Source organism: Protofrankia sp. CiP1_Cm_nod3, assembly GCF_982290655.1.
In genome coordinates this window covers 1-21,564 of the sequence record NZ_CEVIVD010000009.1, presented here as the reverse complement: position 1 = coordinate 21,564, position 21,564 = coordinate 1, and the positions used below count along the sequence as shown (strand labels likewise).

At 73.6% G+C, this 21,564-nt stretch carries 19 protein-coding genes and 1 riboswitch; of the genes, 18 read left to right on the top strand and 1 reads right to left on the bottom strand.

Annotated elements, in window-relative coordinates; genetic code table 11:
- Positions 1-1,619, top strand: a 1,619-nt coding sequence (locus AC5LUJ_RS03805; RefSeq protein ID WP_493464468.1) for an MFS transporter, incomplete at its 5' end; no start/stop codon positions are given.
- A 45-nt stretch (positions 1,620-1,664) separates the two neighbouring features.
- Positions 1,665-2,354, top strand: a complete 690-nt coding sequence (locus AC5LUJ_RS03800; protein WP_445548376.1) for a globin — start codon at positions 1,665-1,667, stop codon at positions 2,352-2,354.
- Positions 2,355-2,414: 60 nt separating this feature from the next.
- On the opposite strand, the gene AC5LUJ_RS03795 is transcribed toward AC5LUJ_RS03800, so the two are convergent.
- The gene (locus AC5LUJ_RS03795) at positions 2,415-3,203 is read right to left on the bottom strand and encodes a LuxR C-terminal-related transcriptional regulator (RefSeq protein WP_250280692.1); all 789 of its coding nucleotides are present in this window, start codon (positions 3,201-3,203) and stop codon (positions 2,415-2,417) included.
- Between the two features lie 820 nt (positions 3,204-4,023).
- Here AC5LUJ_RS03795 and AC5LUJ_RS03790 point away from each other — a divergent pair.
- The 16 genes from AC5LUJ_RS03790 to AC5LUJ_RS03715 form a co-directional block, all read left to right on the top strand.
- Positions 4,024-4,689: a LuxR C-terminal-related transcriptional regulator gene (locus AC5LUJ_RS03790; protein WP_250280695.1), complete on the top strand. Its 666-nt coding sequence runs from the start codon at positions 4,024-4,026 to the stop codon at positions 4,687-4,689.
- Positions 4,690-5,220: 531 nt separating this feature from the next.
- Entirely contained in the window at positions 5,221-5,589 is a 369-nt protein-coding gene (locus tag AC5LUJ_RS03785; protein WP_250291279.1) for a TcmI family type II polyketide cyclase, read from the top strand.
- Positions 5,586-7,373 (top strand): carboxyltransferase subunit alpha, encoded by a 1,788-nt coding sequence (gene accA / locus AC5LUJ_RS03780; RefSeq protein ID WP_250291282.1) that lies wholly within the window; start codon positions 5,586-5,588, stop codon positions 7,371-7,373. The genes AC5LUJ_RS03785 and accA overlap by 4 nt, the downstream gene beginning before the upstream one ends.
- Positions 7,370-7,873, top strand: a complete 504-nt coding sequence (locus AC5LUJ_RS03775) for an acetyl-CoA carboxylase biotin carboxyl carrier protein (protein ID WP_250280702.1) — start codon at positions 7,370-7,372, stop codon at positions 7,871-7,873. Before accA ends, AC5LUJ_RS03775 begins: the two co-directional genes overlap by 4 nt.
- 51 nt (positions 7,874-7,924) lie before the next feature.
- Positions 7,925-9,301 carry an acetyl-CoA carboxylase biotin carboxylase subunit gene (locus AC5LUJ_RS03770; protein ID WP_250291284.1) on the top strand — a complete coding sequence of 459 codons (1,377 nt, stop codon included), beginning with the start codon at positions 7,925-7,927 and terminating at the stop codon, positions 9,299-9,301.
- Between the two features lie 152 nt (positions 9,302-9,453).
- Positions 9,454-9,720 carry an acyl carrier protein gene (locus AC5LUJ_RS03765; RefSeq protein WP_250280705.1) on the top strand — a complete coding sequence of 89 codons (267 nt, stop codon included), beginning with the start codon at positions 9,454-9,456 and terminating at the stop codon, positions 9,718-9,720.
- 1 nt (position 9,721) lies between these two features.
- A complete protein-coding gene (locus AC5LUJ_RS03760; RefSeq protein WP_250280707.1) occupies positions 9,722-10,204 on the top strand; it encodes an SRPBCC family protein in 483 nt (160 codons plus the stop codon).
- Positions 10,205-10,241: 37 nt separating this feature from the next.
- Positions 10,242-10,697: a cupin domain-containing protein gene (locus tag AC5LUJ_RS03755; protein WP_250280709.1), complete on the top strand. Its 456-nt coding sequence runs from the start codon at positions 10,242-10,244 to the stop codon at positions 10,695-10,697.
- On the top strand, positions 10,694-11,995 hold the full coding sequence (locus AC5LUJ_RS03750) for a beta-ketoacyl-[acyl-carrier-protein] synthase family protein (protein WP_250280711.1): 1,302 nt from the start codon (positions 10,694-10,696) through the stop codon (positions 11,993-11,995). Before AC5LUJ_RS03755 ends, AC5LUJ_RS03750 begins: the two co-directional genes overlap by 4 nt.
- On the top strand, positions 11,992-13,263 hold the full coding sequence (locus AC5LUJ_RS03745; protein WP_250280713.1) for a beta-ketoacyl synthase N-terminal-like domain-containing protein: 1,272 nt from the start codon (positions 11,992-11,994) through the stop codon (positions 13,261-13,263). Before AC5LUJ_RS03750 ends, AC5LUJ_RS03745 begins: the two co-directional genes overlap by 4 nt.
- Before the next feature lie 213 nt (positions 13,264-13,476).
- Positions 13,477-13,602, top strand: a riboswitch (cobalamin riboswitch).
- Positions 13,603-13,705: 103 nt separating this feature from the next.
- Positions 13,706-16,030, top strand: coding sequence for a VWA domain-containing protein (locus tag AC5LUJ_RS03740; RefSeq protein ID WP_250280714.1), 2,325 nt, complete (start codon positions 13,706-13,708; stop codon positions 16,028-16,030).
- Between the two features lie 3 nt (positions 16,031-16,033).
- Positions 16,034-16,639 (top strand): cob(I)yrinic acid a,c-diamide adenosyltransferase, encoded by a 606-nt coding sequence (gene cobO, locus AC5LUJ_RS03735; protein WP_250280717.1) that lies wholly within the window; start codon positions 16,034-16,036, stop codon positions 16,637-16,639.
- Complete coding sequence (locus tag AC5LUJ_RS03730) at positions 16,633-18,258, top strand: cobyrinic acid a,c-diamide synthase CobB (RefSeq protein ID WP_250280719.1); 1,626 nt, start codon at positions 16,633-16,635, stop codon at positions 18,256-18,258. Before cobO ends, AC5LUJ_RS03730 begins: the two co-directional genes overlap by 7 nt.
- Positions 18,255-19,106, top strand: a complete 852-nt coding sequence (gene cobI / locus AC5LUJ_RS03725) for a precorrin-2 C(20)-methyltransferase (protein WP_250280721.1) — start codon at positions 18,255-18,257, stop codon at positions 19,104-19,106. Before AC5LUJ_RS03730 ends, cobI begins: the two co-directional genes overlap by 4 nt.
- A complete protein-coding gene (cobM, locus tag AC5LUJ_RS03720) occupies positions 19,103-20,011 on the top strand; it encodes a precorrin-4 C(11)-methyltransferase (RefSeq protein WP_250280723.1) in 909 nt (302 codons plus the stop codon). The genes cobI and cobM overlap by 4 nt, the downstream gene beginning before the upstream one ends.
- A gap of 151 nt (positions 20,012-20,162) precedes the next feature.
- Positions 20,163-21,564: cobalt-precorrin 5A hydrolase (locus AC5LUJ_RS03715; protein ID WP_493464467.1), on the top strand; the 1,402-nt coding region annotated here is incomplete at its 3' end.

Below are 21,564 nucleotides of genomic sequence, written 5' to 3'. Positions count from 1 at the left end.
GTCCCACGGGCTCGGCGGCACCGGTGGCAGGCCATCCCCGCCGCTGGCCGGTCCTCGCGGTTCTCGTCCTGTCGGTCTTGCTCACCGTCCTCGACGGGACGATCATCAACGTGGCGCTGCGGGTCCTCGCCGATCCGGAGCAGGGGCTGGGCGCGACCCAGACCCAGCTCGAGTGGGCGATCAACTCCTTCACACTCGTCTTCGCCGCGCTGCTGTTCACCTGGGGCATCCTCGGTGACCGGATCGGGCACCGGCGCACGCTGGTGACAGGGATACTGATCTTCGGAGCGTCCTCCGTCGGCGCCGCGTACGCGGACACGCCAGCCCAGCTCATCCTGTGGCGGGTGGTGATGGGAATCGGCGCGGCCGCTCTGCCGCCGGCCACACTGGCGATCATCATGCATGTCTTCCCGCCGTCCCAGCGTCCCCAGGCGATCGGCATCTGGGCTGGTTCGAGCGGCCTTGCCGCGGTACTCGGGCCCATCGTCGGCGGCATCCTGCTCGGCCACTTCTGGTGGGGATCGATCTTTCTGATCAACATACCCGTCGTGCTCGTGGCGCTCGCGGGCACCGTGGCGCTGGTCCCCGAGTCCCGTGACCCCGCGCCCGGGCGGCTCGACCCGCTCGGGGTGGGGCTGTCGATCTCCGGCATCATGCTGCTGGTCTTCGGCATCGTCGAGGGCGGGCGGCTCGCGGACTGGACGCAGGGCCGGGTGCTCGGCCCGCTGCTGGGTGGCCTCGCGCTCCTGGTCGCGTTCGTCCGCTACGAACTGGCCATCGGCCATCCGGCGCTGGACGTCCGGCTCTTCCGTGACCGCCGGATGTCCGCGGCGGCCGTCGCCGTCGGGCTGGCCTTCTTCGCGATCTTCGGACTGACCTTCTTCATGGTCTTCTATCTCCAGAGCATCCGCGGGTACAGCCCGCTGGAGAGCGGACTGGCGCTGCTCCCGCTGGCCGTCGGCCTCGGGATGTTCTCGGCACGCTCCCCGAAGCTGGCCGAGCGGCGCGGCTACCGGCTGGTGGTCTCGGCTGGCCTGCTGCTCGCCTCGCTGTGTTTCTTCGGCTATGCGTTCCTGGACGCGGACTCGCCTGTCTGGGCGATACTGTTGATCTTCTTCCTGCAGGGCATCGGTATGGCACACGTGATGCCCCCGGCTACCGAGGCGGTGATGAGCCTGCTGCCGGCGAGCAGAGCGGGAGTGGCCTCGTCGATCACCAACGTGACCCGTAACCTCGGCGGAGCCCTGGGCATCGCCGTGCTCGGCTCGCTGCTCGCCGTCCGGTACCGGGACGGGCTGGAGCCGCACCTGGCCACTGTGCCCCCATCCGCCCGGGCGGATGCGACCGAGTCGGTGGAGGCCGCCCGTGTCATCGCGGCGTCGCTCGGACCATCCGGGAGGACGTTGTGGGCCGACGCGTCCGACGCCTTCGTCTCGGCGATGCACAGCACGGCGATCGGGTGCGGGCTCGCGGGGCTCCTCGGGGCGGCCGTGGTCGCGGTGGGGATGCCTGGCGCGCGGGAGTCGGCGACCATGCACCACCAGATCCCCCAGCCGGCCGCGCCGGGCCCCCAGCCGGCCGCTTCCCGCCCGGTGGGATCGCGGCCGTCGCAGTCGTAGCTGTCGAAACCATGGTCCAGTGACGTCGCGGCATCAGGAGAACCGGTGACATATCGTGGTGGTACGGGGACGTCCGAACAGGATTCCGCTGTCCGGGCGGCGCAGTCGGACGACCGGTCCCAGGAGTTCTGGCGGGCCCACTTCCTGCGGGAATCGACGCGTTCCCTGTCGTCCGCGGCGGCCCACCTTGCCGGCGGCGAGGCTGTCGAAGCGCTGTACCTGGCGCGTCAGGCACGCTTCTTCGTAGAGGCGATGCTGGCGCAGGCGGCCGCGGAGGCACGGGCGGCCGGGCACAGCTGGGATCGCGTCGGAGAGGTCCTCGGCCTGAGCGGGACAGCGGCTCGTGACGCGTACGCGGATGGCGCGGCGCGGGGATTCGTCGCCGAAGCGGGTGGCGTCGAGGTGCTGACCCGTATCGTCGACCGCTTCTACGGCAAGGTCGCGGCGGACGACGTACTCGGGCCGATGTACGGGGAGGACATCGCCGGCGCCGCCGAGCGGCTACGCGCCTTCCTGATCCAGTACTGGGGAGGCCCGCGTAGCTACTCCCCGCTGCGAGGACATCCGCGGCTGCAGATGCGCCACGCTCCCTTCCCGATCAATGCCCGGGCCCGGGAGTCATGGCTGCGCCTGATGGCGCAGGCCCTGACCGAGGAGGGCCTGCCCGCGCCGCTGGAACGCATGCTCTGGGAATACCTCGTGGACGGGGCACATGCCCTGACCAACACCGGGTGACGCGAGGGGCGGACGCCGGCTTCACCCGCGGGCAGGGCCGGGTGGGTGGCGGCGGCACTGTCAGGCGGGCTCGGGCGATCCGGTGATGCGGCCGCGATGGGCATAGATCGCAAGCTGGGTCCGGTCCCGCAGGTCCAGGCGTCGCAGGACCGCCGTCAGGTGGCTTTTCACGGTGGCCTCGGTGACGAACAGACGGGCAGCGATCTCCGCGTTGGACAGCCCGTCGGCGACCAGTTCCAGCACCTCGCGCTGCCGCTGGGTGAGGCGGATGTCCACACCCTTCATCGCGGTGCCGACCGTGGGAACGGGTGCGGAGGGTGCGGAGGGTACGGAGGGCGCGGTGTCGCCGCCCCCGGTCGGCCCGGTGGAGGACGGCCGCCCTGCCCAGCAGGCCGCGAGGTGGCTGGCGACGGTAGGCGCCAGGGTGATGTGACCGGCCGCGGTCGCGCGGATGGCGTCGAGAAGATCGGCAGGCGGGATGTTCTTGATCAGATAGCCGCGGACGCCGAGGCGCAGCGCCTCGGCCGCCAGGTCGTCGGAGCCTCGGCGGGCGGTGATGATGATGTGGGGGCGGCGATCCGGCAGGGCCGCGGACAGCTTGCGGATGAGCGGGAGGACGCCGGCTCCGTCCAGGTCGCGGTCGACCATGCAGATGTCGGGCTGGAACTCCTGCGCCGCCAGCAGGAGATCCGCGCTGTCCGCCACGTCCCGCACGACGGTGATGTCCGGTTCCCGGCTGAGAATCACCCGCATCCCCGTCCGTACCACGTCGCAGCTTTCGGCGAGAAGCACCCGTATCGTCCGGGTGGGCCGGGCTGTGGCATGTCCGGACACTCCGGGCTTGGACACCTGCGCCTCCTCCGGGGAATCCACAGACGACACGCACACGGCCCGGCCGGCGGCATCGACGGGTGGGCGGCCGTGGAAGAGCCCACCTTCAAGGTCTTCATGGACGGTGTACGGCATCATAACCCCTTCGACCGTCACGGGAACGATCTCGGCTACCCGGGGCCGCTTGTCCGGTGGGTCCGCGAGCATCCGGGTAGTTGAACAACCTGTATATCAACCCGGCGCCACGCACACACCATCGTCAGATAGATGATACCGCTCCGCCGGCGGCGGAAGATTTTCGTCCTTCTCCCGGATGGCTTCTCGCACCCGAGAATACCAGCCGCCCGACAATAACTGTCCGTGTACGGCGGCGGGCCGGGGCCCGGCGGCGGTGGGCCGCCGCCGAAGCCGCCGCGGCGCCGGATCCGGCCCGCGTCGATGTGATCCGGGCCGTGACCAGGAAGACCAAAGCCGGAATGATCATATATCTTTGACGTTACCGGGGGCCGGAGTCACCGGATCATCGGCTGGCAACACCGGAGATCGTCTTCGAAGTGGCCCACCTGGTGTTCCTTATCGCCGTTTGCCTTCCAGGAGGTGCGCCACCCGTGCCGTGATGAGACGTAACGCGGCCGGCACCGGAATCTGAGTCTGTCGTAACCGCGACAGACCTTTTCCTCGATCATGCCGGCACGGCAGGCTACGGCATGAGTCCAGAACAGGATACGCCGCCCTGCGTCGGCAGCTGAGGATGCGCCGGCAGGCAGCCGGTCGCCGTCCGGACGGGGGGAGCGGAATGGATGGACGCTCAGGGCCGGATATCGCGGCGGAGAATACGGTGCGCGGAGCGGGCGACGAGTCCACCCGCCCCGTACGGATTCTGCTGGTCAACGGCCATCCTGTCTTCCTGGCGGGGCTGCGTGCGCTGTTGGAGGCCACCGCGGTGGGCGAGGTGGTCGGTGATCTCACGAACGGCGCCGACATCATCCCCGCGGCTCGACGGCTGCGTCCGGATGTCGTCATCTTCGATTTCGACGACGACGACAACGATGTGCTGGCGCTGACCCAGCGCATCTCGCGGGAATGCCCGAGGACCGCCGTACTCGTCCTCACCGGACGGCATGACCAGCGGACCGTCGCGGCCGTGGTGCGGGCCGGTGCCCGCGGATGCGCCTTCAAGGCGGCGCGGCCGGAGGACCTCGCGCGCGCGGTGGAGGCGGTCAGCCACGGCGAGGTGATCTTCGGTGCCCATATCGCCGACAGCGTGTTACGCCACTTCGACGCCGCCGGGGCGGAGCAGCCTCCGTTCCCCGAGCTCACCGAGCGGGAGCGCGTGGTGCTCTGCCTCGTCGCGGACGGCTACTCCACGGCCGCCATCGCCGGTGAGCTGGCCCTCACCACGAAAACGGTGCGCAACTACCTGTCGAAGATTTTCGCGAAACTGGAAGTGCGGGACCGCGCCGAGGCCGCGGTCATTGCCCGGCGTGCCGGGCTCGGGGGCTGAACAGCCCGCGGAATGAACCCCGGGGAAATCTCCCGCAATCACCGCGGCTACCCGCTGCCGACAGCATATGCCGGCGGCTGTCCCCCGCGGGACAGTGAGGTACGTCACCATCTGGGATGCGTATTGTCGTCCAGCCGACTCCGCCACCGCCCGTCTCCACCTTTTGTCGAAACCGTGGCCCGGAAAATTCCCAGGCAGTTGGGACATCTGACTCATGACGCTGGGACAAATCATCGGGGACGATGAAACAGCCGCAAGGCGATGACAGCCGGACCACGTATTTCCAGGAGATCGCCGAACAACGACATCTGACCGGCAGGCATCCACCCCGCCGGTGCCCCCGAAAGCACCGGCCGGTGCTGTTCACCGGCGTTCCCGTTCGACGGCCCGACGTGAAATCCGCGGCAGCCCGGCCATCGCCGGACGGCGAGACGGTACCAGCCCTGGGCGGGTGCTGGTTCGCCCGCCGGTGGATTTCCCCGAAGCGGAACACCGCACAGCAGGACGTGGCACAGAGGTGAAGGCGGAACCATGCAAAGGACGTTGATCGTCGCAAGGATCACGCCGGGCGCGGAAGCCGAGGTCGCGCGTATATTCGCGGCCTCGGACCGTACCGGCCTGCCCCAGGTCGCCGGGGTGTCGCACAGATCCCTTTACAGCCTGGGTGACCTGTATGTCCATCTGCTCGAAACCGAGCATGAAAGCACCCGCGTGCTGGCCGACATCAGGAGCCAGGAGGAGTTCGGGCGGGTGACCGCGGAGCTGGCGCATTTCATCCAGCCCTATCTGCCCACCTGGCGGTCACCCCGGGACGCAGTGGCGCGCTGCTTCTACACCTATGAACCGGACGGCTCCCCGGCGAGACGGGTCGCGACCGGGCCTGCGCGGGCCGAGGCATGAGCCCGGCGGCCACCACCCCGGCCACCACCGAATGGGTGCGCTGCCGGGCCTGCTCCGCGCTCGTCTACGGGAAACGGTTCGCGCGCAACCTGTTCGTCTGCCCCGAATGCGGTGACCACGGGCGGGTCGGCGCACGCCAGCGGATCGGGCACCTGCTCGACCCGGACAGCTTCACCCCCCTCGAGCTCACCCCGACCGGCTACGATCCCCTCGATTTCTCCGACGGCAGACGGTACGAGGAGCGCTGGCACGAGGCGCGCCGCCGCACCGGCCTGCCCGAGGCGGTGCTGTGCGGCACGGGCCGCATCGGCGGGCGCGAGCTGGCCGTCGCCGTCATGGACTTCTCCTTCATGGGCGGCAGCCTCGGTTCCGCCGCCGGAGAAATGATCACCTTGACCGCGGAGCTGGCCCGGGAGCGCCGGCTGCCGTTCGTGGTCGTCACAACCTCGGGAGGCGCCCGCATGCAGGAGGGCGCCCTGTCCCTGATGCAGATGGCGAAGACGAGCATCGCGGTCGGCCAGCTGCGCCGCGACGGGCTGCTGACCGTCAGCGTCGTCACCGACCCGACCTACGGCGGGGTGGCGGCGTCCTTCGCCACGAACACCGACGTGGTCCTGGCCGAGGCCGGGGCCCGGCTCGGCTTCGCCGGCCCCCGGGTCGTCCGGCAGACCACCGGCGAGCGGCTGCCCGACGGCTTCCAGGGAAGCGCCTTCCTCGCCGCCCGGGGGCATGTCGACCTGGTCGTGCAACGCGCCGAGCTGCGCCCCTGCCTGAGCAGGCTGCTGGCGGTGGCCGCGCCCGGGCGCCGCCCGACGAAGACCAGGCCGGCCATCCGGGAGCCCCGGCCCCCGGCGCCGCGGCAGGAACATGATCCGGTCGCCGCGGGTGCGGCGGCGCGGGTACTGATCCGGGATCCGCGGCAGCTGCGCGACCGCGACCCGTGGGAGCGGGTACGCCTTGCCCGCGACCTCGGCCGCCCCACCACCCTCGACCTCGCCGCCCGGGTGTTCGACTCGTTCCTGGAGCTGCGGGGCGACCGGACGCACGGCGACAGCCCGGCGATCGTCGCCGGGCTGGCCGAGATCGGCGGTGTGCCGGTGGCGGTGGTCGGCCACCAGAAGGGGCACACCACCGCGGAACTGCTCAGCCGTGACTTCGGCCTGGCCAAGCCGGAGGGGTACCGCAAGGCGCTGCGCATCATGGAACTGGCCGAACGCCTCGGCCTGCCCGTCGTGACGCTGGTCGACACCCCCGGCGCGCACCCTGGGGTCGAGGCGGAGGAACGCGGCCAGGCCTCGGTGATCGCCAACGCCATCCAGCGGATGAGCGCGCTGCGGGTACCGGTGGTGTCGGTCGTCACCGGCGAGGGCGGCAGCGGGGGCGCGCTCGCCCTCGCCGTCGCCGACCAGGTGCTCATCGTCGAGAACGGCGTCTACACGGTCATCAGCCCCGAAGGATGCTCCGCGATCCTGTGGAACAACAGCGCCCGCGCCCCCGACGCGGCCCGCTCACTGGGCCTGGACCCGCGGACGCTGCTGCGGGCCGGCATCGTCGACGCGGTCGTGCCCGAACCACCCGGAGGCACACAGGCCGACCCCGGGACGGCCGCGGACACGCTGCGCGCGGCCGTACTCGAAGCCCTCCTCCCGCTGCTGGCCGTGCCGCCCGACGAGCTCGTGGCCCGGCGCGCGGCCCGCTTCCGCGGCTTCGGCGCGGAAGCGGTGGACGTACCGGCCCGCACCGGACGCCGGCAGGAGCAGGAATACGCGCAGGTGCCGGCATGACCCGCGACGAGGCCCCCGAGGTGGCGCCCGACGGGCGGATCGAGCTGCTGGCGGCGGTGCGGGAGCACGTCAGCCGCCTCACCCGCGACCTGCCCGGCCAGCCCAGCCGCCTGCGGCTGCGCTCCGGCGACGTCGTGCTGGAGGTGGAGTGGGCAGCCCCGCCGGCGGCCGGGCCGTTACCGGCAGGTGCGGCCGACAGCACCGGGATCCAGCCGGCGCGGCAGGCGAGCGACGCCGAGGCGTCCGGCACGCCGTCCGGGCCGGTCGTCACCGCACCCATGGTCGGGACCTTCTACCGGTCCCCCCAGCCGGGGGCGGAGCCGTTCGTGCAGGTCGGCGACCTGGTCGCACCGGGGGACACGGTCGGAATCCTGGAGGCGATGAAGCTGATGAACCCGGTGCGCGCCGAGGCCGCCGGCAAGGTCGACCGGATCGCCGTCGCCGACGGGGAGCCGGTGGAGTTCGGGCAGGTGCTCATCACGCTGGTGCCCGTCGGATGAGCGGGCTGGCCAGCGCTGCGGCCGGCGGCGCGACACATGGGGTGATGTGAGGTGTTCCGGAAGGTACTGATCGCGAACCGTGGGGAGATCGCGGTACGGGTGGCGCGGGCGTGCCGCGAGCTCAACCTCGCGGTCGTCGGCGTGCACTCCACCGCGGACGACGTCGAGGCGCTGCGCCGGCACGTGGACGAGACCGTCTGCATCGGGCCGGGCCCGGCCGGGCGCAGCTACCGCAACGCCGCGGCACTGGTGGAGGCGGCCCGCAGGACCGGCGCGGACGCCGTCCACCCCGGGTACGGGTTCCTGTCGGAGGACCCCGACTTCGCCGAGATCTGCGCCGCCAACGACCTGGTGTTCATCGGGGCGCCCGCGCAGGTCATGGCCTGCCTCGGTGACAAGAGCACGGCACGCACCCTGATGCGGGAGGCCGGGCTGCCGCTGCTGCCCGGCAGCCGCGAGGTACCCGGCGACGTCGACGAGGCGGCCCGGCTCGCCGCCACCGTCGGCTATCCCGTCATCATCAAGGCAGCCGCCGGCGGCGGGGGCAACGGGATGACCGTCGTGCGCGAGCCCGGTGGCTTCGCCCGCGCGTTCGCCGAGACCCGCGCCGTGGCGCGCGCGGTCTTCGGTGACGACCGGGTCTACGTCGAGCGCTATCTGGAACGGGCGCGGCATGTCGAGGTACAGGTCCTCGTCGACGAGCAGGGCACGGGGATCCACCTCGGCACCCGGGAGTGCTCCGTGCAGCGACGCCACCAGAAGCTGCTGGAGGAGGCGCCCGCCCCGGGGCTGGATCCGCAGCAGGCCGCCGCGATCGCGCGGGACGCCGTCCACGGCGCGCTCGCCACGGGCTTCCGCGGTGCCGGCACGGTCGAGTTCCTGGTGGACGCCGACGGCCGGCACTACTTCATGGAGATCAACTGCCGGATCCAGGTCGAGCACCCGGCCACCGAAATGGTCACCGGCTGTGACATCGTCCGGGAGCAGGTGCGCGTCGCGGCGGGCCTGCCCCTCGGTCTGACCCAGCAGGACGTGCAGATCCGCGGCACCGCCCTGGAGTGCCGGGTGAACGTGGAGGACCCCGCCAACGACTTCAGGCCGACCCCCGGCCGGATCGAGCGCTTCCTCCCGCCCGGCGGCCCGTTCACCCGGGTCGACACCCATGCCTGGCCGGGGTACGTCGTCGGGCCGCACTACGACTCGCTGCTGGCCAAGGTCATCGTCTGGGCGCCGCGGCGCGACGAGGCGATCGCGCGGGCCGACCGGGCACTGGCCGAGTTCGAGGTAGCCGGCCCGGGGGTGCGGACCACCATCCCGTTCCTGCGCCGCGTCCTCGCCGACGAGGAGTTCGCCAGCGGGCGTTACGCGACGTCCCTGGTCGACCGCCTGCTGGCCGGCACGCCACCGGAGCCGGGCAGGCGGCGCTGAGCCTCGGCCGGCCGGCCGGCCGAGGAAAGCCCGTCCGGCCCCTGGGCCTCCCTGGGCCAGATCGGTGAGCCGACAAACAGACGAACAGGAACTCGCGGAAAAAGAAACCGGCGGAAAGCCGGCGGGAAAAGAACAGAAAGGGAAGAAGGACTGTGAGCACGAACGAGACGATCACATCGGTCACACCGACGGAGATCGAGAACATCCTCGTCACGGAGACGGGAGTAGGCCCCGAGACGATCCGCGCCGGTGGTGGCACGACCCCCCTGGTCGACCTCGGCATCGACTCGCTCGCGGTGCTGCAGCTGCAGGGCGCGCTGGCCGACAGGTTCGGCGTGGAACTGCCCGAGGAGGCCGGTGGCTGGACCGTCACCCGCATCGTCGCCTTCGTCAACGGCGACCTCGCCGGGAGGCGCTGACGTGGCCGGGCACACGGAGAACACGATCGTCATCAGCGCGCCGTTCGACCTGGTCTGGGACATCACCAACGACCTGGAGCGCTGGCCGGCCCTGTTCACCGAATACGCCTCGGTCGAGGTACTGGAGCGGATCGGCACGACGGTGCGCTTCCGGCTGACGATGCACCCCGACGAGCAGGGACGGGTCTGGTCGTGGGTGAGCGAACGGACCCCGGACCGGCAGCGCCGGGAGGTCCACGCCCACCGGGTCGAACCCGGCCCGTTCGAGTACATGCGCATCCACTGGCGCTACGACAGCGACGGCGACGGCGACGGCGACGGCGACGGGGACGGGGACGGCGTCCGGATGACCTGGATTCAGGACTTCGCGATGCGGCCCGACGCGCCGGTCGACGACGCGGGCATGACGCAACGGATCAACACGAACTCCGCCATCCAGATGGACGTCATCCGGCGCCGGGTCGAAGCCCTGGCGGCGGTGTAACCGGCCGCCCGCACGGCGACGCGAGAAGGGAACACCCATGAGCAGCACCGGACCCAAGGTCCTGTCCATCCACGACGTGCCACCGAATACCCGCCGGGGCGGTGACATCCGGACCCTGCTGTCACCGGCCACCGTCGGCTCGACGTCAGGTTTCCTCGGGACGCTGGCCCTGCGGCCGGGGGAGGTCGTCACCGAGCACTGGCATCCGTACTCCGAGGAGTTCCTCTACTGCGTGACCGGGAACATCACCGCACGCCTCGACGGCCAGGACACCGCGCTGCCGGCCGAGCACGGCCTGCTGATCCCCCTGGGGACGCGCCACCGGCTGGTCAACACCGGCGACGAGACGGCGTTCCTCGTCTTCCACCTCAGCCCGCTGGCCCCACGGCCGGACCTCGGCCACGTCGACACCGAGCCCCTGCCCACCCTCGTGCCCGCGCCGGCCGGGGCGGGCGGCAGCGGGGACGGCGACCCACGGAAGGCACCAGCATGAGCACACATACGAGCACGAGCGCGGGCCCGAGAAGGACGGTGGTCACCGGCGTCGGCGTCATCGCCCCCGGCGGGACGGACAGCCGCGCGTTCTGGACCCTGCTGACCGAGGGCCGGACCGCGACCCGGCGGATCTCGTTCTTCGACCCGGCGCAGTTCCGGTCGCAGATCGCGGCCGAATGCGACTTCGACCCCGCCGCCGCCGGCCTGGACGCGCAGGAGATCCACCGCAACGACCGGTTCATCCAGTTAGCGCTCGCCGCGGCCGCGGAGGCGGTCACCGACAGCGGCCTGGACCTGCCGGCCGGCGCCCCCGACGGCGGATACGGCGTCGGGGTCAGCCTCGGCAGCGCCGTCGGCGCCACCACCCGCCTCGAGGACGAGTACGTCGCGGTCAGCAACAGCGGCCGTGACTGGCTGGTGGACCCGGCATACGCCTCGTCCTTCCTCTACCACGCCCTGGTGCCCAGCAGCCTCGCCGGCGAGGTGGCCCGCAGGTTCGGCGCGCGCGGCCCCGCCGCGGTGGTGTCGACGGGCTGCACCTCGGGGATCGACGCGATCGGCCGGGGCCACCAGCTCATCCAGGACGGCGCGGCCGACGTGGTCATCGCGGGTGCCACGGACGCGCCGATCTCACCGATCTCGATCGCCTGCTTCGACGCGATCCGGGCGACCTCAGCGCGCAACGACGACCCGGAGCACGCCTCCCGGCCGTTCGACGCCACCCGGGACGGGTTCGTGATGGGGGAAGGCGCCGCCGTGCTCGTCCTGGAGGAGTGGGAGCACGCCCGCCGCCGCGGCGCCCACGTCTACTGCGAGGTCACCGGCTACGCGTCCCGCTCCAACGCCTACCACATGACCGGGCTGCGACCGGACGGTGTGGAGATGGCCGAAGCGATCACCAGCGCGCTCCGGCAGGCCCGCACCCCGGCCACGGCGGTCAGCTACGTCAACGCCCACGGGTCGGGCACCAAGCAGAACGACCGGCACGAGACGGCCGCCTTCAAACGCTCCCTGGGATCGCACGCCTACCAGGTACCGGTCAGCTCGATCAAGTCCATGGTCGGCCACTCGCTCGGGGCCATCGGCGCGATCGAATGCGCCGCCTGCGCGCTGGCCATCGAGCACTCCGTGGTGCCGCCGACGGCCAACTGGGAGAACCGCGACCCCGACTGTGACCTGGACTACGTGCCCAAGACCGCCCGTGACCAGCGGATCGACGTGGCGCTGTCGGTCGGCAGCGGTTTCGGCGGCTTCCAGTCCGCGATCCTGCTCGAGCGCGCGACGGTGACCCGGTGAGCGCCCCGGGCCAGTCCGCGGTGATCACCGGTATCGGCGTCGTGGCACCGAGCGGCATCGGGGCCGAGGCGCACTGGTCGTCCACGCTGCGCGGCGAGGTCAAGGTCGCCCCGGTCACCCGCTTCGCCACCCCCACGCCCGCCGCCGTCCTGGCCGGTACCGCGGCGCCCGCCGCCGTCCTGGCCGGTGAGGTGGACGGCTTCCAGCCCGAGGATCATCTCGACCCCCGGCTGATCGTGCAGACCGACCGGTGGAGCTGGCTGGCCCTGACCGCCGCCGGCCTCGCCCTCGATGACGCCGGCTACCGGCCGTCCGATCACGATCCGTACGACACCGCGGCCATCCTGGCCAGCGGCTCCGGCGGCAACGAGTTCGGGCAGCGGGAAATCGGGCGGCTGTGGAGCCAGGGCCGCCGGGCGGTGGGGGCCTACCAGTCCATCGCCTGGTTCTACGCGGCCAGCACCGGGCAGATCTCGATCCTCCACGGGCTGAAAGGCCCCTCAGGAGTGATCGTCTCCGGTGAGGCCGGCGGCCTGGACTGCCTCGGCGAGGCCCGCCGGGCCATCCGGCGGGGGACCCGCGCCGTGGTGGCGGGCGCCACCGAGGCCGCGGTCGCACCGTATGCGATGACCTGCTACGCCACGAGCGGGATGCTGACCGCGGGCACCCGTCCCGAGGAGGGCTACCGGCCCTTCTCCCGGCATGCCGACGGGTACGCGCCGGGCGAGGGCGGCGCCCTGTTCGTGGTGGAGGACGCCGCGGCGGCGCACGAGCGCGGCCACCGCGGCTACGGACGGATCGCCGGCTACGCGGCCACCCACGACGCCCACCACGACCGGCGCCCGGCACCCGGGCCGGACCCCCTCGTGCAGGCGATGCGACGCGCGCTCGACGACGCCGGCCTGACCCCCGGCAACGTCGACGTCGTCTTCGCCGACGGCATGGGAACACGTGAGCACGACCTGCTGGAGGCACGCGCCCTGGGCGAGGTCTTCGGTGACCGCCTCGCCCACCTGCCGGTGACGGCCCCGCACAGCCTGGTCGGGCGCCTGTGCGCCGGGACGCCGGCGCTCAACGTGGCGACCGCGCTCCTGGCGATGCGGGACGGCGTGGTCCCTCCGGTGGGCAACCTGACCGATCCGGACCCGGCATACGGGCTGCACCTGATCACGGGAGAACCACGCGGAATGCCGACGAACGTCATCATGATCAACGCCCGCGGCTACGGAGGGTTCAACAGCTGCCTCATCCTCACCTCGACTCCGTGATCGACACCGCCGTGACCGACGTCGCGGGGGAGGCGACATCGCGACCGCGGTCAACCGGCCGCGGCGGTTCAGCTCCGACGGCCTCCCATCCCGCGGCCATCCCGTCCGACATGCGCGGCACGGGTGCCCGCGTGCTCCTGAAGCGAGTGCGGGCAGGGTGAAGGGGTCCGCGTGGTGGCGGGTTGTGCCATGCTGGGTGGGCGACGGCAGTGGAGGAAGCCGGTGGGAATCCGGCGCGGTCCCGCCACCGTAACCGGGGAGCGAACCCTCACCGTGTGTCACGGACGTGTAGGCGTCCGGAAGGCCGAGGGGGAGCGGTGATCCGGGAGCCGGGATACTTCGGCCGTCCGCACCGTTACCGAGGGCGAGGAAACCCGAGGGAGGACCGCGGCATGCCCGTTCACGCCCGTCAGCCGGTGCCCGGCGCACGGTCGGGAGCACGATGACGGCCTACCCGCTGTCCGCGGTGGTGGGTATGGACGACCTGCGGCTCGCTCTCGTCCTCAACGCCGTGTCACCGGCTATCGGCGGGGTACTCGTCCGGGGGGAGAAGGGCACCGCCAAGTCGACGGCGGTACGGGGGCTCACCGCCCTGCTCCCGCCCCTGGCGGTGGTGGCCGGCTGCCGGTTCGCCTGCGACCCGGCCGCCGGTGACGCCGACTGCCCGGACGGCCCGCATCCACCCGAGGCTCCCGCCGTGACCCGGGCGGCGCGGATGGTGGAGCTGCCGGTCGGCGCCTCGGAGGACCGGGTGACCGGGGCGATCGACCTCGACCGGGCGCTCACCGAAGGCGTCACGGCGCTGCGCCCCGGGCTGCTGGCCGCCGCCCACCGCGGCCTGCTCTACGTCGACGAGGTCAACCTCCTGCACGATCATCTTGTCGACCTGCTGCTGGACGCGGCCGCGCTCGGCGTCGCCCACGTCGAACGCGACGGGGTGTCGGTCCGCCACGCCGCCCGGTTCCTGCTGGTCGGGACGATGAACCCGGAGGAGGGTGAGCTGCGCCCGCAGCTGCTGGACCGGTTCGGGCTGACCGTCGAGGTCGCCGCCAGCCGGGACCCGCGGGTGCGGGCCGAAGTGGTGCGCCGCCGGCTGGCCTACGATGCCGGCCCGCGGGCCTTCGCCGCCGCCTGGGCGGAGCAGGACGCCGCCCTCGCCGCCCGGATCGCCGCCGCCCGCGACCGGCTGCCCGCCGTGGAGCTCTCCGAGACGGCGTTGCGCCAGGTCACCGCGGTCTGCGCCGCCTTCGACGTGGACGGGATGCGCGCGGACGTGGTCACCGCCCGCACCGCGATCGCGCTGGCCGCCTGGGAGGGCCGCGAGCGCGTCACCGCCGACGACATCCGCCGCGCCGCCCGCCTGGCCCTGCCACACCGGCGCCGCCGGGGCCCGTTCGACGCCCCCGGCCTGGACGAGGACACCCTCGCCGACGCTCTGGAACAGGCCCTGGAACAGACCGGGGAGCCACCCACGGACGACCCTGACGGACCGCCACCGGCCGGCGGCGGGGGCGGCGGAGGCAGTGGCGGCGGTGGCGGCGGTGGATCCGCCGGCGGCCACGGCAACGGCGGTGCCGCTACCGACAGTGACGAGAATACCGGTGCCGGGCCGCCGTTCACGTCGGCCGGCGACCTGCCGGCCCCGCGCCCGGCGGAATCGGAGCCCCTGCACCGGGCGGAAACGCAACAGACGGAGACGGACGCGGAACCGTGGCCCGCCGGCGGGCCGGCCACCGCGTCCGAGCACAGCCGGTACGAGCAGCCCGACCCGTCGCGCGGACGGGCGGACGCCGCTGGCAGCGCACACCCCGCCGGCCCGCCCGGCCCGGTGTTCCGCCCCCGCCGCCTGGAGATCCCCGATGTCGGTACCGGTCTCGGCGCCGCCGGGCGGCGCTCCCGGGCCCGTACCCGCCACGGCGCGGTGGTCACCGCCTCGCCGGAGGCCCCTGGCCTGCACCTGCCGGCGACCCTGCGGGCCGCCGCGCCCTGGCAGCAGGCCCGCGGACGCCACGGGCCGGGGCTGCTGCTGCGGCCGTCCGACCGGCGCGGCGCCGTCCGGGAGGGACGCGAGGGCAACCTGGTGCTGTTCGTGGTGGACGCCAGCGGCTCCATGGCCGCCCGCGCCCGGATGCGCACGGTCACCACCGCCGTGCTCTCCCTGCTCCTGGACGCCTACCAGCGCCGCGACCGGATCGGAATGATCACCTTCCGGGGTGCCGACGCCGAGGTCGTCCTGCCGCCGACGTCGAGTGTGGAGGTGGGCGCGGCCCGGCTGCGTTCCCTGCCGACCGGTGGGCGCACCCCGCTCGCCGCCGGGCTCACCCGCGCCGGGCAGGTGCTGGCCGCCGAACGCCGGCGTGACCCCGACCGGCGCGCGCTGCTGGTCGTCGTCACCGACGGCCGGTGCACCACCGGCCCGGATCCGGCCGCCGCCGCGCACGCGCTGGCCCGCGCCGGGGTGGCCAGCGTCGTCGTCGACTGCGAGAGCGGCTATGTCCGCCTGGGCCTGGCCGGCCGGCTGGCCACCGCCCTCGGTGGCACGACCGTCCCGCTGGCCGCCCTGTCGGCGGCGGCCGGCCCGGCGGCCCCCACCAGCTCCGCGGATCCCGCCGGCTCCGCGGATCCCGCCGGCGCTGTCCGCCCGGTATGGCCGGCGCGCCCCGCCAGCCCGGTGCGTCCGATATGGCCGGCGGGATCCGCCCGGCCCGGCAGGCCCGCCGGGCCGACACCGTCCACACCGTCCACCCAGCCTGGGAAGGTGGCCTGAGGGATGCCGCAGGGACAGCCGGCCGTGATACCCGACGACGGCCTGACCACCCGGGCCCGCCGGGACCGCCCGCTGCTGATCGTCCACACCGGTGACGGCAAGGGGAAGTCGACCGCGGCGTTCGGGCTGGCCCTGCGCGGCTGGGCGCAGGGCTGGCCGGTCGGGGTGTTCCAGTTCGTCAAGTCCGCGAAATGGCGGATCGGGGAGGAACGGGCACTGCGCACGCTGGCCACCACCGGCGAGGGCGGCACGGTCACCTGGCACAAGATGGGCGAGGGCTGGAGCTGGGTGCAGCACCGCATCGACCCGGGCGCCCAGCCCGCCGACGCCGCGCGCGAGGGCTGGGAGCAGATCCGCCGGGACCTGGCCGCGCAGACCTACCGGCTCTACGTCCTCGACGAGCTGACCTACCCGCTGAAGTGGGGATGGATCGATGTGGCCGAGGTCGTCGAGACGCTGCGCGCCCGGCCCGGGCGCCAGCACGTCGTCGTCACCGGCCGCGCCGCGCCGCCGCGGCTGCTCGACGCCGCCGACCTGGTGACCGAGATGACCAAGGTGAAGCATCCGATGGACGCCGGCCAGAAGGGCCAGCGGGGGATCGAATGGTGAGCGGCCCCGGCGCCGCCGGCATCGCCCTGCCCCGGCTGCTGGTCGCGGCCCCGGCCAGCGGCGCGGGCAAGACCACCGTGGCGACCGGGCTGATGGCCGCCCTGACCGCCCGCGGCCTGCGGGTCTCCCCGCACAAGGTCGGCCCGGACTACATCGACCCGAGCTACCACGCCCTGGCCACCGGCCGCCCCGGGCGCAACCTCGACGCCGTGCTCTGCGGCGAACAGCGCATCGGCCCCCTGCTCGCCCACGGCGCCCGCGGCGCCGACATCGCCGTCGTCGAAGGGGTGATGGGCCTGTTCGACGGGGTGTCGCTGCCACGGCCCGGCCAGCCCGTGGACTTCGCCTCCGCCGCCCACGTGGCCCGGCTGACCGCCACCCCGGTCGTGCTGGTCGTGGACGCGTCCGCCGCGGGCCGCTCGGCCGCGGCCGTGGTGCACGGCTTCGCCACCTGGGATCGGCGGGTGCGCCTGGCCGGTGTCGTGTTCAACCGGGTCGGTTCGGCCGGCCACGAGCGCCTGCTGCGGGACGCCGTCGCCGGCCTGCGCATCCCCGTGCTGGGGGTGCTGCGCCGGGACGACGCCGCCGCGGTGCCCTCGCGGCATCTCGGGCTGGTGCCGGCGGCCGAGCGGGCGCCGGCCGCGGCCGAGGCGGTCCGGGCGCTGGGGGCGCTGGTCGCCGCATCCTGCGATCTCGACGCCGTGCTTGCGCTGGCCCGCTCGGCCCCGCCGCTGGACGCCCGCCCCTGGACGCCGTCGGACGCCGTGGCCGAGACCGGCGAGACCCGCGAGACGGCCGGGCCCGGCGGCGGGCGGCCGGTGCGGATCGCTGTCGCGGGCGGGTCCGCGTTCACGTTCGGTTATGCCGAACAGGTCGAACTGCTGCGCGCCGCCGGGGCCGAGGTCGTCACCGTCGACCCGCTGCGTGACGAGACGCTTCCGGACGGCACCGACGGACTGGTGATCGGCGGCGGGTTCCCCGAGGAGCACGCCGCCGCGCTCGCGGCCAACGCGCCGCTGCGGGCCGAGGTCGTCGCGTTGGCGCGCCGGGGCGCGCCGATCGCCGCCGAATGCGCCGGCCTGCTCTACCTGGCCCGCTCCCTCGACGGGCATCCGATGTGCGGCGTCCTCGACGCCGACACGGCGATGGGGCCACGTCTCACTCTCGGTTACCGTCAGGCGGTCGCTGTCTGTGACAACTCGCTCGTGACCGCCGATACCGTGGTGACCGCGCACGAGTTCCACCACACGCAGGTCATCCCGCCGACCGCCAGCACGACCGCCGCTGCTGCCGCTGCCACCACCCCTGCCGACACGGCTCCGGTTCTCGCTGGCGGCCGCGCCGGCCCCACGGCCGGGCCCGCCGCCGGAGCGTCCTTTCCCGGGGAGGCGCGCTTTTTCCCAGGGGACGTGCCACAGTCGGCCTGGCGGGTGGACGACCGGGCGGAGGGGTTCGTACGCGGCAACGTGCACGCCTCCTACCTGCACCTGCACTGGGCCGGCGTGCCCGGGGCGGCCTGCCGGTTCGTCGCCACGGCCCGCGGGGCGAGAGCGGCCGGGCCGTCCGCGGCGGCCGTCCGTGCTCCCGGCGCGGCACGGAGCGCGGGAGGAGCGCGATGAGCTCCAGGAACGTCGAGGGCAGCGAGGGCGCCGGAAGCCCCGGAAGCCCCCGGGCAACGCCGTCGAAAACCGCAACGTCGCGCGGCAAGGGCAGCGAGGGCGCCGGAAGCCCCGGGGCGGTTCCGCCGCGCGCCCGGCTGGTCGGTGTCGGCGTCGGGCCCGGCGACCCGGATCTGGTGACGGTCCGGGCCGCGCGGACGCTGGAGCGGGCCGACGTCGTGTTCGTCCCGGTCAGCGAGGGGATGCCGCCGCCGGGCCGGGCCGAGGCGACCGTGCGCGCGCACGTCACCCACGACCGGATCCGCCAGGTGACGTTCCGGATGACCGGGGACGCCGACTACGACGCCCCGGCGGCCGTGGTCATCCAGGCCCTGCGCGAACACCCCACGGGCAGTGTCGCGTTCGCCACGATCGGTGATCCGAACGTCTACTCGACCTTCACCACGCTGGCCGCCCGGGTCCGCACGCTGTTACCGGAGGTCACCATCGAGACCGTTCCCGGCATCATGGCCATGCAGGATCTCGCCGCCCGCTCCGGCACGGTGCTGGCCGTGGGCACCGAGACCGTGGCGCTGCTGCCGCTGACCGCCGGTGTGGACGCCTACCGCCGGGCGGTCGCCGACCACGACACCGTGATCGCCTACAAGGGCGGACGCGCGCTGCCGCAGGTCCTCGACGTGCTGGCCGAGGCCGACCGGCTGACCGGCACACACGGCGCGGCCGTCTACGGCGCCTGCACGGGCCTGCCCGAGGAGGACATCCGCCTCGCCGCCGACCTGCCCCGCGACCAGCCCGGCCCCTACCTGTCCACGGTGATCTCCACCCGGCGCCGGCAGTGGCCGGCATGACCGCCCGCCCGCCCGGGCGGGTCACGTTCGTCGGGGCCGGCCCCGGGGCCGCGGACCTGCTGACCCTGCGCGCCGCCCGGGTGATCGGCGAGGCGGACGTGGTCATCTGGGCGTCCTCGCTGGTGCACCCGGACGTGCTCACCCATGCCCGCGACGACGCCGAGATCGTCGACTCGGCCGGGCTGCCGCTGGAGGGCGTCCACGAGATCTACCGGCGGGCCGCGGCCGGCGGGCTCGCGGTGGCCCGCGTCCACTCCGGTGACCCGGCGCTGTGGGGTGCGGTGCAGGAGCAGCTGGAGATCTGCGCCGAGCTGGGGCTGGCCACCGACATCGTCCCCGGGGTCAGCAGCTTCACCGCGGCGGCCGCGGCCGTCGGGCGCGAGCTGACCGTCCCCCAGGTGGCCCAGTCGGTGATCCTGACCCGGCTCGCCGGCGGGAAGACCCCGATGCCGCCCGGGGAGGAGGTGGCCCGGTTCGCCGCGCACGGCACGACCATGGCGCTGTTCCTCTCGGCGGCCCGTTCCAGCCAGCTGCAGGCCGAGCTCACCGCCGGTGGCTACCCACCGGAGACACCCTGCGTGGTCGCCTACCGGGTGAGCTGGCCGGAGGAGCTGATCGTGCGGTGCGCGCTCGCCGACCTCGCCGCCACGATCCGTGAGCACAAGCTGTGGAAGCACACGCTGGTGCTCGTCGGCCCCGCCCTCGCCGCCGGCGGGACCCGCTCCCACCTGTACCACCCCGGTCACTTCCACGGCTTCCGCCGGGCCGACCGGGCCGCCCGCACCACGCTGCGGGCGGCCCGGGACAACTCCGAGGCCCCCCGCGCCCGCGACATTCCCGTCCGTGACGACCCTCGTGCGTCCGATGCGTCCAGCGCCTCACGTGAAGGGCCCGGGCCCACATGATCAACCTTCGTTGGGACGTCCCGCGCAGGCCGCCACGCAACCATCCCGGATGCGGTCGCGCGGCTGACAGCGACCGACAGGGACAGCCGTCCGCTGGGGAGAACGCGCCGGTGCGCACCACCATGAACGATCACAATGACGGATGGTCACGATGACGGACGCCAGGACACCGGGCCGGTCGGGCATCGGCCTGGTCGCGGTGACCGCCGCCGGCCGCGCGGCCGCCCGGGATCTCCAACGGGCCTGGCCGGACGCCCGCCACTACGACGGCACGGCCCGCGAGGCGCTCACCGCCGCCGTCACCGCATGCGCCGGGGTGGTCTGCTTCCTCGCGACCGGCGCGACCGTCCGGCTGCTGGCCGGCACCCCCGACACCGGCAGCCTGCTCACCGGCAAGGACAGCGACCCGGGGGTGGTCTGCGTGGACGAGGCGCGCCGGTGGGCGGTCGCCCTCGTCGGCGGGCACGCCGGCGGAGCCAACGACCTCGCCGAGCGGGTCGCCGCCACCCTCGGCGCGACCGCCGTCGTGACCACCGCCAGTGACGCCGCCGCGGTCCCCGCCCTGGACTCCTTCGGCGCCGACATCGGCCTGCGCGTCGAGCCCGGATCGCGGCTCGCCGCCGTGGGCACGGCGCTGCTCGCCGAGCAGCCCGTGACCCTGTACACGGACGCGGTCTGGCCGCTGCCGCCGTTGCCGGGAACGGTCCGGCCCGCCGATCTCACCGATCTCACCGATCTCACCGGCCGGAGCGGACCCGCCGATCACCCCTTTCCCACTGCTCCAGGCGCCCTCGGCGGCGCCGATGAACCCGACGGGAGCAGTGCGCCGGCCACGTCACAGGCCGGACCAGCCACGCCGGCCACGTCAGTCCCGCCGGTCCCGCCGGATCGGCCGGATCGGCCGGCGGCGCCCGCCATCGTGATCACCGACCGGGTCGTCACGCCGCCGGCGCCCGCGGTGGTCTACCGGCCGCCCAGCCTGGTCGTGGGGGTCGGCGCGAGCCGGGGCGTACCCGCCGACGAGATCGTCGACCTCGTCGAGCGCGCGCTGGCCGATGCCGGGCTGGCACCGCTGGCCGTGCGTCACCTCGCCACCGTCGAGGCCAAGCGGGACGAGGCCGGCATCGTCGCCGCCGCCCGCCGGTTCGGCTGGCCGCTGGTCGTGCACCCGGCCGAGGCGCTCGCGGCCGTCGACGTCCCGCATCCCTCCGAGGTGGTGCGGGCCGCGGTCGGCACGCCGAGCGTCGCCGAGGCGGCGAGCCTGCTCGGCCCCGACGCGGGTCTGTCCGCCGGCACCGCCGAACTCGTCGTGCCCAAACGGGCGAGCGCGCACGCCACCGTGGCGGTCGCCCGCCACCGTCCCCGCGGCCGGCTGGCCATCGTCGGCCTCGGCCCCGGCGACCGGGACCTGCTCACCCCACGCGCCGCCCGCGAGCTCGCCCGCGCCAGTGTGATCGTCGGTCTGGACCAGTACGTCGACTCCGTCCGCGACCTGATCCGGCCGGGCGCGCGCGTGCTCGCCAGCGGCCTCGGAGCGGAGGAGGCCCGCGCCG

Coding starts and splice junctions, on each gene's coding strand:
- AC5LUJ_RS03730 (WP_250280719.1), top strand. CDS start 16,633: ATGGTGAGCGGCCCCGGCGCCGCCGGCATCGCCCTGCCCCGGCTGCTG.
- accA (WP_250291282.1), top strand. CDS start 5,586: ATGAGCCCGGCGGCCACCACCCCGGCCACCACCGAATGGGTGCGCTGC.
- AC5LUJ_RS03755 (WP_250280709.1), top strand. CDS start 10,242: ATGAGCAGCACCGGACCCAAGGTCCTGTCCATCCACGACGTGCCACCG.
- cobO (WP_250280717.1), top strand. CDS start 16,034: ATGCCGCAGGGACAGCCGGCCGTGATACCCGACGACGGCCTGACCACC.
- cobI (WP_250280721.1), top strand. CDS start 18,255: ATGAGCTCCAGGAACGTCGAGGGCAGCGAGGGCGCCGGAAGCCCCGGA.
- AC5LUJ_RS03785 (WP_250291279.1), top strand. CDS start 5,221: ATGCAAAGGACGTTGATCGTCGCAAGGATCACGCCGGGCGCGGAAGCC.
- AC5LUJ_RS03775 (WP_250280702.1), top strand. CDS start 7,370: ATGACCCGCGACGAGGCCCCCGAGGTGGCGCCCGACGGGCGGATCGAG.
- cobM (WP_250280723.1), top strand. CDS start 19,103: ATGACCGCCCGCCCGCCCGGGCGGGTCACGTTCGTCGGGGCCGGCCCC.
- AC5LUJ_RS03750 (WP_250280711.1), top strand. CDS start 10,694: ATGAGCACACATACGAGCACGAGCGCGGGCCCGAGAAGGACGGTGGTC.
- AC5LUJ_RS03740 (WP_250280714.1), top strand. CDS start 13,706: ATGACGGCCTACCCGCTGTCCGCGGTGGTGGGTATGGACGACCTGCGG.